General features: G+C 57.1%; 13 protein-coding genes. 8 read left to right on the top strand and 5 right to left on the bottom strand.

Annotation, left to right across the window (positions count from 1 at the left end):
- Positions 1–27 precede the first annotated feature (27 nt).
- From nrdA to ubiG, 3 genes are all read right to left on the bottom strand, one after another.
- Positions 28–2295, bottom strand: coding sequence for a class 1a ribonucleoside-diphosphate reductase subunit alpha (nrdA, locus tag ACTG20_RS12775; RefSeq protein WP_019838757.1), 2268 nt, complete (start codon positions 2293–2295; stop codon positions 28–30).
- A 623-nt stretch (positions 2296–2918) separates the two neighbouring features.
- Positions 2919–3614 (bottom strand): HAD family hydrolase, encoded by a 696-nt coding sequence (locus ACTG20_RS12770; RefSeq protein ID WP_439987703.1) that lies wholly within the window; start codon positions 3612–3614, stop codon positions 2919–2921.
- Complete coding sequence (ubiG, locus tag ACTG20_RS12765; RefSeq protein WP_058058173.1) at positions 3614–4330, bottom strand: bifunctional 2-polyprenyl-6-hydroxyphenol methylase/3-demethylubiquinol 3-O-methyltransferase UbiG; 717 nt, start codon at positions 4328–4330, stop codon at positions 3614–3616. The genes ACTG20_RS12770 and ubiG overlap by 1 nt, the downstream gene beginning before the upstream one ends.
- A gap of 198 nt (positions 4331–4528) precedes the next feature.
- Here ubiG and gyrA point away from each other — a divergent pair, with 198 nt between their 5' ends.
- A complete protein-coding gene (gyrA, locus tag ACTG20_RS12760; protein WP_106843360.1) occupies positions 4529–7276 on the top strand; it encodes a DNA topoisomerase (ATP-hydrolyzing) subunit A in 2748 nt (915 codons plus the stop codon).
- A 118-nt stretch (positions 7277–7394) separates the two neighbouring features.
- On the opposite strand, the gene ACTG20_RS12755 is transcribed toward gyrA, so the two are convergent.
- The gene (locus ACTG20_RS12755) at positions 7395–8792 is read right to left on the bottom strand and encodes an alpha-amylase family protein (protein ID WP_439987702.1); all 1398 of its coding nucleotides are present in this window, start codon (positions 8790–8792) and stop codon (positions 7395–7397) included.
- A gap of 30 nt (positions 8793–8822) precedes the next feature.
- Here ACTG20_RS12755 and ACTG20_RS12750 point away from each other — a divergent pair, with 30 nt between their 5' ends.
- Positions 8823–9209, top strand: a complete 387-nt coding sequence (locus tag ACTG20_RS12750; RefSeq protein WP_194496459.1) for a hypothetical protein — start codon at positions 8823–8825, stop codon at positions 9207–9209.
- Between the two features lie 158 nt (positions 9210–9367).
- Here ACTG20_RS12750 and ACTG20_RS12745 read toward each other — a convergent pair whose 3' ends face one another.
- Positions 9368–10423: a PA0069 family radical SAM protein gene (locus ACTG20_RS12745; protein ID WP_439987701.1), complete on the bottom strand. Its 1056-nt coding sequence runs from the start codon at positions 10421–10423 to the stop codon at positions 9368–9370.
- A gap of 172 nt (positions 10424–10595) precedes the next feature.
- On the opposite strand from ACTG20_RS12745, the gene ACTG20_RS12740 reads away from it, so the two are divergent.
- From ACTG20_RS12740 to pheS, 6 genes are all read left to right on the top strand, one after another.
- Positions 10596–11183 (top strand): tetratricopeptide repeat protein, encoded by a 588-nt coding sequence (locus tag ACTG20_RS12740; RefSeq protein ID WP_338774868.1) that lies wholly within the window; start codon positions 10596–10598, stop codon positions 11181–11183.
- A 232-nt stretch (positions 11184–11415) separates the two neighbouring features.
- The gene (thrS, locus tag ACTG20_RS12735; protein WP_064336042.1) at positions 11416–13344 is read left to right on the top strand and encodes a threonine--tRNA ligase; all 1929 of its coding nucleotides are present in this window, start codon (positions 11416–11418) and stop codon (positions 13342–13344) included.
- Between the two features lie 3 nt (positions 13345–13347).
- A complete protein-coding gene (gene infC / locus ACTG20_RS12730) occupies positions 13348–13896 on the top strand; it encodes a translation initiation factor IF-3 (RefSeq protein ID WP_026034907.1) in 549 nt (182 codons plus the stop codon).
- Positions 13897–13982: 86 nt separating this feature from the next.
- On the top strand, positions 13983–14180 hold the full coding sequence (gene rpmI / locus ACTG20_RS12725; RefSeq protein WP_005336688.1) for a 50S ribosomal protein L35: 198 nt from the start codon (positions 13983–13985) through the stop codon (positions 14178–14180).
- Between the two features lie 15 nt (positions 14181–14195).
- On the top strand, positions 14196–14552 hold the full coding sequence (gene rplT, locus ACTG20_RS12720) for a 50S ribosomal protein L20 (RefSeq protein WP_005336687.1): 357 nt from the start codon (positions 14196–14198) through the stop codon (positions 14550–14552).
- A gap of 379 nt (positions 14553–14931) precedes the next feature.
- A complete protein-coding gene (gene pheS / locus ACTG20_RS12715; RefSeq protein WP_338774869.1) occupies positions 14932–15915 on the top strand; it encodes a phenylalanine--tRNA ligase subunit alpha in 984 nt (327 codons plus the stop codon).
- The last annotated feature ends 1 nt before the right edge of the window (position 15916 follow it).

Raw genomic sequence — 15916 nt, 5'->3', positions numbered from 1 at the left:
CGCCCGGTTATCAGTTCTTGCCGTGACTTAGATTTTGCAAGCCCCGCCAGCGCAACCGTCATCTTGCAGATCGGTCTGGGCATCGTCTGCACCATCACGGGTGTTGTGATAGTACAGGGTCTTGAGGCCGTATTTGTAGGCGGTCAGCAAGTCCTTGAGCAGCTGTTTCATCGGGACCTTGTTGCCTTCGAAACGGGCAGGGTCGTAGTTGGTGTTGGCGGAGATCGCCTGATCCACAAACTTCTGCATGATACCGACCAGCTGCAGGTAGCCGTCAACGCTCGGTTGCTTCCAGAGCAATTCGTATTGATCTTTCAGGCGATCATACTCGGGCACCACCTGTTTGAGAATGCCATCTTTGGAGGCCTTGACCGACACCAGGCCGCGCGGCGGCTCGATGCCGTTGGTTGCGTTGGAGATCTGGCTGGAGGTCTCGCTCGGCATCAGGGCGGTCAGGGTGGAGTTACGCAAGCCCACGGACTTGATCTCTTCACGCAGACTTTCCCAATCCAGATGCAGCGGCTCGTTACACAGCGCATCCAGATCCTTCTTGTAGGTGTCGATGGGCAGGATGCCCTGGGCATAGGTGGTCTCGCCAAACAGCGGGCAGGGGCCGAACTCGCGGGCCAGCTGCACGGAGGCTTTCAGCAGATAGTACTGAATGGCCTCGAAGGTGCGGTGAGTCAGTGCCAGACCGGAGCCGTCGGAGTAACGGGCACCGTTTTTAGCCAGGTAGTAGGCGTAATTGATGACGCCGATCCCCAGGGTGCGACGACCCATGCTGCCCTTCTTGGCGGCGGCAATCGGGTAGTCCTGATAGTCGAGCAGGGCGTCGAGGGCACGCACGGCCAGATCGGCCATCTCTTCCAGATCTTCCAGCTTCTCGATGGCACCGAGGTTGAAGGCGGAGAGGGTGCACAGGGCGATCTCGCCACTCTCGTCGTCGATGTTGTTGAGCGGCTTGGTCGGCAGCGCAATTTCGAGGCAGAGGTTGGACTGGCGTACCGGCGCCACGCTCGGGTCGAACGGGCTGTGGGTGTTGCAGTGATCGACGTTCTGGATGTAGATGCGACCGGTACCGGCACGCTCCTGCATCATCAGGGAGAAGAGATCGACAGCTTTGAGGGTCTTCTTGCGAATGGCCGGATCCTGCTCGTACTTGACGTAGAGCTCTTCGAACTTGTCCTGATCGGCAAAGAAAGCATCGTACAGACCCGGCGCATCGGACGGGGAGAACAGGGTGATGTCACCGCCCTTGATAAGGCGCTGGTACATCAGTTTGTTGATCTGCACGCCGTAGTCCATGTGACGGACACGGTTCTCTTCCACGCCGCGGTTGTTCTTCAGTACCAGCAGGCTCTCGACTTCGGTATGCCACAGCGGGTAGAACAGGGTGGCCGCACCGCCGCGCACGCCGCCCTGGGAGCAGCACTTCACGGCAGTCTGGAAGTATTTGTAGAAGGGGATGCAACCGGTGTGGAACGCTTCGCCACCACGGATGGGGCTGCCCAGACCGCGGATGCGACCGGCGTTGATGCCGATACCGGCGCGCTGGGAAACGTAACGCACGATGGAGCTGGCGGTGGCGTTGATGGAGTCCAGGCTGTCGTCGCATTCGATCAGTACGCAGGAGCTGAACTGACGGGTCGGGGTGCGCACGCCGCTCATGATCGGGGTCGGCAGGGAGATCTTGAAGGTCGAGACCGCATCATAGAAGCGCTTGATATAGTCCAGACGGGTATCTTTCGGATACTTGGAGAAGAGGCAGGCCGCAACCAGCATATAGAGGAACTGCGGGCTCTCGTAGATCTCGCCGGTAACGCGGTTCTGGACCAGATATTTGCCTTCCAGCTGTTTGACTGCCGCGTAGGAGAAATCCATGTCGCGCCAGTGATCCAGATGGGTGTTCAGCTCTTCGAATTCAGCCTGGGTGTAGTCCTCCAGCAGGTGCTTGTCGTACTTGCCCATGTCCACCAGACGAGCCACGTGCTGGTAGAGGTGGGGCGGTTCGAACTGGCCATAGGCCTTCTTGCGCAGGTGGAAGATGGCCAGACGGGCTGCCATGTACTGGTAGTCCGGGGTCTGCTCGGAGATGAGGTCAGCCGTCGCCTTGATGATGGTTTCGTGAATGTCGGCGGTACGGATACCGTCATAGAACTGGATGTGGGATTTGAGCTCTACCTGGGAGACCGACACGTTGTCGAGCCCTTCGGCGGCCCAGTCCAGCACGCGGTGAATTTTATCCAGATCGATGGGTTCTTTGTGTCCGTTACGCTTCGTCACAAACAAGTTCATTGGCTGATGACCTTCAGTTGATTCCCGAAAAACCATCGCACAATGACGCCACCCAGGCCCCGGCGGTGTGCGGGAGTTGAGTAGAGATTGTGCGATGAATCACAAGATGTAGTGTTATTTTAAGTTCGAGCTACAAGATAGTGAGGTCAGCCCGCCATTGCAATGTGTGGATAAGTGACGAGCTGTGGATAAATTGTGAGTCTTGCTCCATCAGTTAGTGACCGCTCACAGTGAGCGGGTTTTCATTCGTCCGCTCCGCTAAATGCAAGTCTCCCGATCGAAGATGGAAAATTTAAATAACTTTTTTTGCTTGCGAAACGGGGGGCTTTTTACTAGCAAACGGCGGCTGATTATCCCTTATGCAACAAGGGTCAAAAGCTGTCCAGTTGTCGCAGCCGCAGGCTCAGCGTGGCAAGGGCTTTGCATCAGATGACAGTGGTTTGTAGCCGCTTTGTGACGGCTGTGAGCTTGTCAAATGGGTATCCAACAGGCAGAAAGCCGCCTTTATTATCCATGAATAGACGAGTGATGGTGGCGCAGGAAGCAGGAGCGTAAAGGAAAAGATGCAAGGGGCGGAGAGTCTCTTCGCCCCGTTATCGCATGTCAGCCGGTAAGGCTGCGCGTTACGCTTTGGCCGTCAACTCATAGCGCAGCCAGTGGTGCAGAGCCTGCACGGTATCAAAGTGCAGATCGGCGCCCCACTGGGCGGGATCTTCCTCATCATTGAGATAGCCCCAGCCAGCGACCGCGGTGCGCATGCCAGCATTGCGGCCCGCTTCGATATCCCGCACATGATCACCCACATAGAGGCAGTGAGCCGCCTCGACCCCCAGCTTCTCACAAGCAAAGAACATGGGGGCGGGGTCGGGCTTGCGTACCGGCAGGGTGTCGGCGCTGACGGTGACGCCGCAGTTGGCAAGCTGTGGCAGGGCCGCCAGCAGCGGTTCGGTGAGAAAGCCCGGCTTGTTGGTGACTATGCCCCAGGGGAGCTGTTTCTCGTCGAGCAACTCGATAAGATCCACCATTCCCTCATAGGGACGGGTCCCGACACAGAGGTTGGCCGCGTAGTAGTCGAGCAGGGCATTGCGCAGGCGCGTGGCCCCCAGCTCTTCAAGCAGTTCATCGCCGAGGCCCGCTTTCAGCAGCCCGAGCGCCCCGTGGGAGGTGGTCTGACGAATAATCTCGTCAGAGAGCGGCGCAAAGCCTTCGCTGATCAGGACATGGTTGACGGCGGCCCCCAGATCCGGGGCTGTGTCGAGCAGGGTGCCATCCAGATCGAACAGCACACCGCGCAGGGGCATAGGGCGAGAGGCACTCATCAACCGTGCTCCGGGCGGACAAACTCCACCATATAGTTGACGTCGACATTCTTGCCGAGCTTGAAACTGTTGGAGAGCGGTGCATAGTGCACCCCGCTCATGTCCCGCACCAGCAGGCCAGCTGCTTCACCCATGCGACACAGTTCGGCCGGGGTGATGAATTTTTTGTGATCGTGGGTACCCTTGGGCACCATCTTCATCAGGTATTCGGCCCCGATGATCATCATCAGATAGGATTTGGGGTTGCGGTTGATGGTGGAGACGAACACCCGGCCGCCCGGGCGCACCAGGGTGGCGATGGCGCGCAGCACGGAGGCGGGGTCCGGCACATGCTCCAGCATCTCCATGCAGGTGACCACGTCATACTGGCCCGGCACTTCGGCAGCATGGGCTTCGGCAGTGATCTGGCGGTACTCGAGCTCGACACCCTGCTCCAGAGCGTGCAAGCGGGCGACGCCGAGGGGCTCCTTGCCCATGTCGATGCCGGTGACCCTGGCACCACGGCGGGCCATGCTCTCGGAGAGGATGCCGCCACCACATCCGATATCGAGCATGCGCTTGCCAAACAGACCGCCACTTTTGTCGGTGATCCAGTCAAGGCGTACCGGATTGATTTGATGCAGGGGTTTGAATTCACCTTCCATGTCCCACCAGCGGGAGGCGATGGCTTCAAACTTGGCGATTTCTGTCAGATCGACATTGGCATCACTGTTCATTTTTCGAAGATCCTGTGGCAGGGCGCCCGCTTCTGAGTCATGGGCGCAATCTATTGTCCTGGCGGGCATTATAACGGACGGACTTTGTCACACCAGCCCGATCTGATACCCGATTTGTGGCTTAAGGTATTTGGCTCAGTGTGTTACCATGTCGCGCTGTTTAAGCCAAAGAACAACTAATTAGGGATAAGGCTTTCTATGAGCGATCTGGCCAGAGAGATCACGCCGGTCAACATCGAAGAAGAGCTCAAGAGTTCCTATCTTGATTACGCCATGAGCGTGATCGTAGGACGAGCTCTGCCGGATGTGCGTGATGGCTTGAAACCGGTTCACCGCCGCGTTCTGTTTGCTATGAACGAGTTGGGGAACGACTGGAACAAGCCCTATAAAAAATCGGCCCGTGTGGTCGGTGACGTAATCGGTAAATATCACCCGCACGGCGATGTCGCTGTGTATGACACCATTGTCCGGATGGCGCAGGATTTCTCCATGCGTTACATGCTGGTCGATGGTCAGGGCAACTTCGGTTCAGTCGACGGCGACAGCGCCGCGGCGATGCGTTATACCGAAGTGCGGATGGCCCGCATCTCCCACGAGCTGCTGGCCGATCTGGACAAAGAGACCGTGGACTGGGTGCCGAACTATGACGGCACCGAGATGATCCCGGCGGTCATGCCTACCAAGGTTCCCAACCTGCTGGTCAACGGCTCCTCCGGTATCGCGGTGGGCATGGCGACCAACATTCCGCCTCACAACCTCACCGAGATTGTCAATGGCTGCCTGGCGCTGATCGAAAACGGCGACCTCACCATTGACGAGCTGATGACCTACATCACCGGCCCGGATTTCCCCACCGGCGGCATTATCAACGGTCGTTCCGGCATCGTGCAGGCGTACCGTACCGGTCGTGGCTCCATCTATGTGCGGGCCAAAGCTGAAGTGGAAGTGGACGAGAAGACCAGTCGCGAGACCATCATCGTTCACGAGATCCCCTATCAGGTGAACAAGGCTCGACTGATCGAGAAGATCGCCGAGCTGGTCAAAGAGAAAAAGATCGAGGGCATCAGTGCCCTGCGCGATGAGTCTGACAAAGACGGCATGCGCATCGTTATCGAGATCAAGCGCGGCGAGTCCGGCGAGATTGTGCTGAACAATCTCTACAAGCACACCCAGATGCAGACCACGTTCGGCATCAACATGGTGGCGCTCGATAACAACCAGCCCAAGGTGATGAACCTTAAAGAGATCCTGGATGCGTTCCTGCTGCACCGCCGTGAAGTGGTGACTCGCCGGACCGTGTTCGAATTGCGCAAGGCGCGGGATCGGGCGCACATTTTGGAAGGTCTGGCGGTTGCGCTGGCCAACATTGATCCCATCATCGAGCTGATCCGCCACAGCGCGACCCCGGCCGACGCGAAAGCGGGCCTGGTTGCCAAGGGCTGGGAACTCGGCAACGTGGCCGCCATGTTGGAAAAAGCGGGCGACGACGCGGCACGGCCAGAGTGGCTGGAGCCCGAGTTCGGTATCCGTGAAGGTCAATACTTCCTGACCGAACAGCAAGCCCAGGCCATCCTTGACCTGCGTCTGCACAAGCTGACCGGCCTCGAGCACGAGAAGATCCTGGAAGAGTACCAATCTCTGCTGGATCTGATCGCCGAGCTGCTGCACATCCTGGCGAGCCCGGCTCGTCTGATGGAAGTGATCCGCGATGAACTGCTGGCTGTGCGCGAGCAGTATGGCGACGAGCGTCGCACCGAGATCAGCATGTCCAGTGCCGAGATCAACATCGAAGATCTGATCACCCCGGAAGATGTGGTGGTTACCCTGTCTCACCAGGGCTATGTGAAGTATCAGCCGCTCTCCGACTACGAGGCCCAGCGCCGCGGTGGTCGTGGCAAGTCGGCCACCCGGATCAAGGAAGAGGACTTTGTGGAGCGTCTGCTGGTGGCCAACACCCACGACACCATTCTGTGCTTCTCCACCCGTGGCAAGGTCTACTGGCTCAAGGTTTACCAGCTGCCGGAGGCGTCCCGTGGCGCCCGTGGTCGTCCGATCATCAACCTGCTACCGCTGGAAGAGGGTGAGCGTATCACCGCTATCCTGCCGGTGAAGGAATATGACGCCGAGAAGTATGTCTTCTTCGCCACCGCCAACGGTACCGTGAAGAAGACCAGTCTCTCTGACTTCAGCCGTCCGCTCTCCTCCGGTATCCGCGCCATCAACCTCAAAGAGGGCGATGAGCTGATTGGGGTGGATATCACCGACGGCAGCAACGAGATCATGCTCTTCTCCGACGCGGGCAAAGTTGTTCGCTTCGCCGAAGGCAGCGGTCGCGCCGATGCCGATGTCAGCGATGACGTTGAAACCGACGACGATGCCGGCAATGACGATGACGGCAGCGACAACGGCGAAGGCACCGAAAGCAAGGGTACCTTCAAGGGCGTGCGTCCGATGGGTCGTACCGCGGCCGGTGTGCGCGGCATCAAGCTGGGTGCCGGTGACAAGGTGGTTTCCCTCATCGTTCCGCGCGGCGAAGGTGCCATCCTCACCGCCACCGAGAACGGTTACGGCAAGCGGACTGCGTTGGCCGAATACCCGACCAAGAGCCGTGGTACCCAGGGCGTTATCTCCATCAAGGTGGATGAGCGCAATGGCAAGGTGATCGATGCGATCCAGGTCGAAGATACCGACCAGATCATGCTGATCACCAACGGCGGCACCCTGGTGCGTACCCGTGTTGCCGAGGTGAGTGTCATTGGCCGTAACACCGGCGGTGTCCGTCTGATCCGTACCGGTGAAGACGAGACCGTGGTTGGCCTGCAGCGCATCGCCGAGAGCGACGAAGACGAGAACGACGCTTTGGCCGTTGACGGTGAGGTATCTGAAGGTACCGATACCGCGACCGGCACTGATGCGGTCGATGCTGGGGAAGCGGGCGACGAGTAATCGTCACCTGTTACCCGAGCAACGTCTCTGAGCAAAAAGAGCGACCCTGATGGTCGCTCTTTTTATTTGTCTGCTTTTTATGACAGGCAGATGAAAGTAGGGCAGGGTGCTGGCCTGCTCATTCCAGCAGCCACATTCTGGCGCTGCGGGCGGGAATGGCGACCCGTACCCACTGGCTCTGCACGTTGACCACGGCGCCTTGGTCGAGCACGTCACGATAGTTGCGATACCAGTTCATCTCGAATTTGGCGGTATCGAGCCAATACTCCTGCTCATAGTCGCACTTGTTGATGCCGACCAGCCCCTGTTTGCCCCGTTTGAACAGCACGAAGCAGTCACCGCTGCCGATCAACTGCATGGGTTGACCCTGCACAGCATTGTGGAAGCGGATCATCCCCTTGAGATCGGCGCGCTGGTAGTAATCCTGCCAGCGCAGTCCATCCTTGGCCCGGGTCTCGCCGTGATCGGAGTAGACCAGCGGCGAGCCACCATCGCGGCCGAGCAGGTAGGCATAGGCCAGCTTCTCGTCAGTCTGGCTTAAGATCTGATAGCGGAAGCCGTCGTTGGTGGGGATGTCGTGGGTCACGGCAAAGGTGACGGCGCGACTGCCCGGTAGCGCCTGGCCGTAGGCGCCCGGATCCGCCAGCAGGTTCATGCTGCCACCGTAACTGAAGGCACCGCGAAGGGAGGCAAACAGCGGAAAGTCATAGGCTCCCTGGCCGCTGCTGTCGAGGTAGGGTTTGAGGAAGCGCTCGTAATCGGTGCTGCCTGCGCCGCCAGTGGTGATCACCTCGCCAAACACGTGCATCCCCTGTTTGATCTCGGGGGTGAACACGGCGTTGATCTGGTAATCGCTCATGTGTTTGACCGCATCGACCCGGAAACCCTTGATCCCCATCTCCTTGAGCGCCTTGAGATAGGCCTGTTGCTGGTTTACCACCCAGTTGTTGGGATCCAGATCCGGCAGCCCCTTATCACCGGCACCGCCACAGAGACGCCAGTACTGGACATGACCCGGATCGCCCCAGTCGCTGATGCACCCTTCCGGATGAAAATCCTGACCGGAGAGGAAGTTTTGCCCCAGATCGCCAAACAGTTTCTGGCGCTCGAAATAGGCCGGGTTGGCGGCGTACTGACCAAGCAGTTCGCTGCCTGGGTAGTTGAGGTCCTGGCGCTTCCAGCTTTCGTTGGCCATGTGGTTGAGCACCACATCGGCATAGACGGTGATACCCCGCGCCTTCATGGCGGCGATCAGCTGCTCGAGATCCTGCTTGTTGCCAAGAGGGGAGTCGACAAGACGCATATCCTGCGGCTGGTAACGAGCCCACCACTCGTTGCCTGATGACTTGAGAGGCGGCGAGATGAGTACCTGTTTGTAACCGGCCGACTTGATAAGGTCGGCTTTGGCGGTCACTTCACTGTACTTCCAGTTGAAGGCGTGAAGTATGACGTCGGCGTGCGCCAAGGGGGCGATCAGCATGCCTGCGATCGCCCATATTCCCGCTGTGTGTTTCATTATTGTGTCCCTGTTTTTATAGATGCCTGAATGGGCAAGCCAGCTTTGGCGGGAACAGGATGTGCTGCAATCCACAACCTGCAGATTTGTGACCGCTTTCAGGATGATTTCGCCGAATATGTGAACTGTTTCGGCTTTTCCTCGCCACCGCCAGTTGCCTTTTTACAACTGATTTTTTGTCATTTCCCTGTCATTCCCAGTCGCTATCCTGCCGGGCGAGTGGTGCGTTGTTGCCATCACCTTCACCGTCAGGAGCTGCATATGACCAGTTGGATCACGTGGGAAATTTGGTGGAGCCGGGTATGGGGCGAATCAGAGGTGCCGCAGTATGAAGAGGATGAGCACGAAGTGGCTCATGAACCCTCGCGACTACCGGTTGAAATGGTGCAGCAGGGTCGGGATCAGCGCGCAGGCTAAGGCGTTAGTCTTCTCTTTACCGGATAGCGCGATCCTGACGTGACATGGCTACTTCGTTGGAAAATTCTGAAAAGCGGGGTTTCCACAGGATGTGTCGCGGCAGGCCTTCCTCTCAGCCTCTTGGCACACCTGATGTGTGAAGGGAGTGAACAGGGGGATTAGAAGAGCGACAGCTGCTCCCCGGGGCGGATAAACCCATCCAGTCTGAGCTGAATATGACGTTTGCCCAGATCGAGGCGCTTGCTGATGAGGCGAAAGCGCTGGGCCAGCAGATCGGCAAAGTGCCCCTCACCGCGCATGCGGGTACCGAAGGCGGTACTGTTGAGCCCGCCACCGCGGCTGGCTCGCAACTGATTCAAAATAGCCTCCTTCTGGCCCGGATAGTGGGTATCGAGCCAGTCACCAAATAGCGGCGCCAGCTCGTGGGGCAGGCGCAGCAGGATGTAATCGGCGCAACTGGCGCCAGCCTCGGCGGCCGATTTGATGATCTGCTCCAGCTCCGGTTCATTGAGCCGCGGGATCATGGGGGCGGCCAGTACCCCCACCTGCACGCCAGCGTTGGCCAGCTTCTCGATCACTTTCAAGCGGCCTGCACCTGTGCTGGCGCGGGGCTCCAGCTGTCGGCGCAGGGTTTCGTTCAAGGTCGTCACCGACACCATCACCTGACACAGTCTCTCTCTGGCCAGCTCGGTCAACAGATCGAGGTCGCGCAAGATCATGGCGCTCTTGGTAATGAGCCCGACCGGATGGCGGTGGGCCAGCATCACTTCCAGCAACTGCCGGGTCAGGCGATAGCGCTGCTCGATGGGTTGATAGGGGTCGGTATTGGCGCCAATGAAAATGGTCTGTGGCTGATAGGCAGGTTTGGCAAACTCCCGGCGCAGCAGGTCGGCTGCATTGCGTTTGGCAAACAGCTTGCTCTCGAAATCAAGACCGGGGGAGAGCTCCAGATAGGCATGGCTGGGCCTGGCATAGCAGTAAATGCAACCATGCTCACACCCCTGATAAGGGTTGATGGAGCGACCAAAAGGCACATCCGGCGAGCTGTTGTAGCTGATGATGCTGCGTGCATCGATCTCCCGCACCTCGGTGCCAGGCACAGAGGGGGTGAATGCGGCATCCCAATCGGACGATTGCCAGTCGTCATCGACCGCTTCAACAAGGGGGCCGCTAAAACGGTGATCGATATTGTGGGGGCTGCCTCGTCCTGCCATATTGTGCACCAATACTGTTTATACATACAGTTATTTTGCCGGTGCCCTAGATAAATGACAACTACTGCTGAACGACCGGGTGCAAAAGGGTTGTCGCAGGGATCTCTTGCTTGATCGCGGCGCTACATTTCGTTTACATAGACGAAATGAGAACTGGATCACGGAAATTATCATGAGCCCCACCACTTCCCGTTGGCTATTTATCTGTCTGCTTGCGCTGGTTATCTGGCGTCTGCTTCCGCTCTCCACCGAGCAGGAGATGGCTGCCGCCAACCGTGCCTGGCGTACCGGTCACTTTGATGAGGCGACCCGGATCTGGTCGCCACTGGCCGAGCAAGGGCAACTTAGGGCGCAAGCCTTGATGGGCTGGAGCCATGAGGTGGGGCAGGGGAGCGAGCAGGATGTCAATCGGGCCATCACGCTCTATCGCCAGTCGGCGCAGGCGGGCGATTCCTTTGGCCAATACCGGTTGGCGGATGCCTATTTGCGTGGCACCGGGGTGAAGCGGGATCTGCGCGAAGCCTTTCACTGGATGGATCTTGCCGCCCGTAATGGCGATGTGCCGGCGATGCTGAAAGTCGGGGTGCTCCATCTGATGGGGGCGAGCGGGCGTGTCGATCTCTCGCAGGGGAAACAGTGGCTCTATCAGGCGGCTCAAAAGGGCAACAAACTGGCGCTTCAGGTGCTGCAAGAGCTGGCGCTGGCAGAGGAGGGGAGCAGTGACTTTGACTTCAACTGGCAATCCCTGCTTGGCGAATAGTCGGCAGGCGACTCATTTGACTGTAGAAAATATCTGCAAATCCGATACAGCACGCCCGACTTCTGGTAGCATGGGACCGTTTTGGCTTGGTTTGTCACGTTAGACATGTGGTTTACGTGTCAGGCCGTCTTCGCAAAGTGCTGTGGAGAACCAGAACATCACCTTTTTGAATCTCTTTTCCATCCCGCATGTGACCTTTGGTAGGGGTCACCACTGTATAAGGAAACACATAATGCCAATCATTACTCTGCCTGACGGCAGCCAACGTCAATTTGCCCACTCTGTTTCCGTTATGGATGTGGCTGCGGACATCGGTCCCGGTCTCGCCAAAGCGTGCATTGCCGGTCGGGTAAACGGTGAACTGGTGGATGCGTGCGAGCTGATCGAAGCCGATGCCTCGCTGGCCATCATCACCGCCAAAGACGAAGAAGGTCTGGACATCCTGCGCCACTCCTGCGCCCACTTGCTGGGTCATGCTATCAAGCAACTCTGGCCCCAGACCAAGATGGCCATCGGTCCTGTCATCGACAACGGCTTCTACTATGACGTTGATCTTGACCGTACCCTGACCGATGAAGATCTGGCTGCCCTGGAAGAGCGCATGCTGGCGCTTGTAGCCAAGGATTACGACGTCATCAAGAAGAAAGTCTCCTGGCAAGAAGCGCGCGATGTATTCGAGGCGCGCGGCGAGTCTTACAAAGTCGAAATCCTGGATCAGAACATTGCCCGTGATGACCAGCCAGGTCTCTATCATCACGAAGAGTACATCGACATGTGTCGCGGCCCGCACGTGCCCAACATGCGTCACTGCCACCACTTCAAGTTGCTGAAGATGTCCGGCGCCTACTGGCGCGGCGACTCCAACAACAAGATGCTGCAGCGTATCTACGGTACCGCCTGGGCTGACAAGAAGCAGCTCAAGGCCTATTTGCAGCGTCTGGAAGAGGCCGCCAAGCGCGACCACCGCAAGATCGGCAAGCAGCTTGACCTGTATCACATGCAGGAAGAAGCACCCGGTATGGTGTTCTGGCACAACGATGGCTGGACCATCTTCCGTGAGCTGGAAACCTTTATCCGCGGCAAGCTCAAAGAGTACGACTATCAGGAAGTGAAAGGTCCGTTCATGATGGACCGCGTCCTGTGGGAGCGTTCAGGTCACTGGGAGAAATACGCCCAGGCCATGTTCACTACCCAGTCCGAAAACCGCGAGTACGCCATCAAGCCGATGAACTGCCCGGGTCACGTCCAGATCTTCAACCAGGGTCTGAAGTCCTACCGCGACCTGCCGCTGCGTATGGCCGAGTTTGGTTCCTGCCACCGCAACGAGCCGTCCGGTTCCCTGCACGGTCTGATGCGGGTGCGCGGTTTCACTCAGGATGACGCTCACATCTTCTGTACCGAAGAGCAGATCATGGAAGAGGTCTCCGGCTGTATTCGTATGGTCTATGACGTCTACGGTACCTTTGGCTTCGAAAACATCGTGGTCAAGCTCTCCACTCGTCCCGAGCAGCGTATCGGCTCCGACGAGATGTGGGATCGCGCCGAGAAAGCCCTGGCCGAAGCGCTGGAGCTCAACGGTCTGAAGTACGATCTGCAGCCGGGTGAAGGGGCGTTCTACGGTCCCAAAATTGAATTTACCCTGCACGATTGCCTTGATCGTGCGTGGCAATGTGGTACCGTGCAGCTCGACTTTGCCCTGCCTGGTCGTCTGGGTGCCACTTATGTGGGCGAAAACAACGATCGCCATGTACCTGTGATGATCCACCGGGCCATCCTGGGTTCTATCGAGCGCTTCATCGGTATTCTGACTGAAGAGTACGCCGGTCTGTTCCCGACCTGGTTGGCACCGACTCAGGCTGTGGTCATGAATATCACGGACAATCAGGCCGATTATGCGGTGAAAGTAGCCAAAGCATTGAATGATGCGGGCCTTCGCGCAAAAGCGGACTTGAGAAATGAGAAGATTGGCTTTAAAATCCGCGAGCATACTTTGAAGCGAGTACCTTTCATGCTGGTCTGCGGCGATAAAGAAGTTGAAGCCGGTAAGATTGCAGTACGGACTCGTAAAGGGGCTGACCTGGGCACTTATCCTGTTGAAGAGTTCATCGCTCTGTTGACCCAGGAAGTTCAGACCCGCGGACAAAAGAAAGTGGAGGAATAAGCTATAAAAGGCGGAAAAAAACTGGGCAAGCAACCGCAAGCCCGCGCTCACCGGATCAATGAAGAGATCCGTCTGAAAGAAGTTCGTCTGACTGGTCTGGATGGTGAAGCCATTGGCATCACATCCATTCAGGATGCTCTGAACTTGGCCGCAGAGGCCGGAGTTGATCTGGTAGAGATCAGTCCAAATGCTGAGCCGCCCGTTTGCCGGATCATGGATTACGGCAAATTCCTCTACGAAAAGAGCAAAACAACCAAAGAACAGAAGAAAAAGCAGAAAGTCGTCCAGGTTAAGGAAATCAAATTCCGTCCTGGCACTGACGAAGGCGACTATCAGGTAAAACTACGCAACCTGGTTCGCTTTCTGGAAGACGGGGACAAGGCTAAGGTCACCCTGCGCTTCCGTGGTCGTGAAATGGCCCACCAGGATCTTGGTATCAAGGTTCTGGAGCGCGTCAAGAACGATCTGGAAGAGTTGGCCGTAGTCGAGTCGTTCCCGAAAGTCGAAGGCCGTCAAGCTGTGATGGTCCTCGCACCTAAGAAGAAATCTTAAGGCCCACAAGAAATTGACTCATGGGGCTTGCCCCATGGGTCGGTTCGCCTTGCGATTTTGTTGTCACTCACAATGCGGAGTATGAAATGCCGAAGATGAAAACCAACCGGGGTGCTGCAAAGCGCTTCAAGAAGACTGGCTCGGGTCGCTTCAAGTGCAAGCACAACCACCTGCGTCACATCCTGACCAAGAAGAGCAGCAAGCGTAAGCGTCAGCTGGGGCCGAAATTCATGGTTTCTGCTGCCGACCACAAACGTGTTGTCGCTTGTCTGCCGTACGCATAAGGGGGGATGTGAAAAATGCCAAGAGTTAAACGTGGTGTGACTGCTCGCGCTCGTCACAAGAAAGTAATGAAAGCCGCCAAAGGTTACTACGGCGCCCGTTCCCGTGTTTACCGCGTAGCGGTACAAGCGGTAACCAAAGCTGGTCAGTATGCCTACCGTGACCGTCGCCAGAAAAAGCGTCAGTTCCGTCAGCTGTGGATTGCGCGTATCAACGCTGCAGCCCGTCAGAACGGTCTGTCCTACAGCCGTCTGATCAACGGTCTGAAGAAGGCTTCTATCGAGATCGATCGCAAGATCCTGTCCGATATCGCCGTTCACGACAAAATGGCTTTCACCGCCCTGGTTGAAAAAGCTAAAGCAGCTCTGGTTTAATCCAGTCCTGTTATAAACGCTAAAAGGAGGCTCAGGCCTCCTTTTTTGTATCTATAACTCTCTGTTTTACATTACTTTTTCCTTTCTCCCGCCCATATTATGTCCACTGTTTTACACGAGCTGCATATTTCTCCACACAAGGTGATATGTGCGAGATGACCTGTTCTACAAATAGTTTATATGCCAACAAACTAGATATTTGTTCCATTATTTCAGGAGTTACGGTGAACCGATAAGACTCGCTTGATATAACAAAATGATTTGTAGGGAGAAAAGCCAACCTTAGCTATGGTCAGCGAAGGGGCTTTTTTTGTATTATTCCCCTCTTGACCTTATTTAGCCTAAAGGCTCCTGTACCGGGAGTGGTGACGAGGAAGACATGCAACAGCTTGAAGAAGTAGTCGGCCAAGCCAGAGCCGAAATTGAGGGCGTGAGCGATATCGCTACCCTCGACGAAATCCGGGTCAAATATCTGGGTAAAAAGGGCTTTTTTACCGAGCAGATGAAGGGCCTGGGTGCCTTGTCTGCCGAAGAGCGTCCCGCCGCGGGCGCCGTGATCAACCAGGCAAAACAGCAGGTTCAGGATGCGCTGAACGCGCGTCGTGAAGCGCTCGAAGTTGCCGTGCTGAACCAGAAGCTGGCCGCCGAGACCATCGACGTCAGCCTGCCGGGCCGCCGCATCGAGAATGGTGGTCTGCATCCGGTAACCCGCACCATCGAGCGCATCGAGCGCCTGTTTGGCGAGATGGGCTTCAAGGTTGCCCGTGGTCCCGAGATTGAAGATGGCTTCCACAACTTCGATGCGCTGAACATTCCGGCTCATCACCCGGCGCGTACCGATCACGATACCTTCTACTTCAATCCTGATCTGATGCTGCGTACCCACACCTCGGGCGTGCAGATCCGCACCATGGAACATCAGCAGCCGCCGATCCGCATCATTGCACCGGGCCGCGTCTATCGTAACGACTACGACATGACCCACACCCCGATGTTCCATCAGGTTGAAGGTCTGCTGGTTGACGAGCATGCCAGCTTTACCGAGCTGAAGGGCATCCTGCACGACTTCCTGCGCAATTACTTCGAGGAAGACCTGACCATTCGCTTCCGTCCTTCCTATTTCCCGTTCACCGAACCGAGCGCCGAAGTAGACGTGATGGGCAAGAACGGCAAGTGGCTGGAAGTGCTGGGCTGCGGCATGGTGCACCCGAACGTACTGCGTTCGGTCGGCATCGATCCGGAAAAATACGCGGGCTTTGCCTTCGGCATGGGCGTTGAGCGCCTGACCATGCTGCGTTACGGGGTCAACGACCTGCGTGCCTTTTTCGAAAACGACCTGCGCTTCCTCAAGCAGTTCAAATAAG

Origin of the sequence: Aeromonas sp. 84A, from assembly GCF_051919345.1 — a bacterium.
In the GTDB taxonomy this organism is placed as follows: Bacteria; Pseudomonadota; Gammaproteobacteria; order Enterobacterales; family Aeromonadaceae; genus Aeromonas; species Aeromonas veronii.
The sequence above is the reverse complement of the archived record's forward strand: the minus strand, read 5'-3'. Positions and strand labels throughout refer to the sequence as shown.

Excerpts from the sequence above, each read along its gene's own strand:
- rpmI (WP_005336688.1), top strand. The coding sequence starts at position 13,983 with ATGCCGAAGATGAAAACCAACCGGGGTGCTGCAAAGCGCTTCAAGAAG.
- ACTG20_RS12755 (WP_439987702.1), bottom strand. The coding sequence starts at position 8,792 with ATGAAACACACAGCGGGAATATGGGCGATCGCAGGCATGCTGATCGCC.
- ACTG20_RS12770 (WP_439987703.1), bottom strand. The coding sequence starts at position 3,614 with ATGAGTGCCTCTCGCCCTATGCCCCTGCGCGGTGTGCTGTTCGATCTG.
- pheS (WP_338774869.1), top strand. The coding sequence starts at position 14,932 with ATGCAACAGCTTGAAGAAGTAGTCGGCCAAGCCAGAGCCGAAATTGAG.
- ACTG20_RS12745 (WP_439987701.1), bottom strand. The coding sequence starts at position 10,423 with ATGGCAGGACGAGGCAGCCCCCACAATATCGATCACCGTTTTAGCGGC.
- ACTG20_RS12750 (WP_194496459.1), top strand. The coding sequence starts at position 8,823 with ATGGGCAAGCCAGCTTTGGCGGGAACAGGATGTGCTGCAATCCACAAC.
- ubiG (WP_058058173.1), bottom strand. The coding sequence starts at position 4,330 with ATGAACAGTGATGCCAATGTCGATCTGACAGAAATCGCCAAGTTTGAA.
- rplT (WP_005336687.1), top strand. The coding sequence starts at position 14,196 with ATGCCAAGAGTTAAACGTGGTGTGACTGCTCGCGCTCGTCACAAGAAA.
- thrS (WP_064336042.1), top strand. The coding sequence starts at position 11,416 with ATGCCAATCATTACTCTGCCTGACGGCAGCCAACGTCAATTTGCCCAC.
- nrdA (WP_019838757.1), bottom strand. The coding sequence starts at position 2,295 with ATGAACTTGTTTGTGACGAAGCGTAACGGACACAAAGAACCCATCGAT.
- ACTG20_RS12740 (WP_338774868.1), top strand. The coding sequence starts at position 10,596 with ATGAGCCCCACCACTTCCCGTTGGCTATTTATCTGTCTGCTTGCGCTG.
- gyrA (WP_106843360.1), top strand. The coding sequence starts at position 4,529 with ATGAGCGATCTGGCCAGAGAGATCACGCCGGTCAACATCGAAGAAGAG.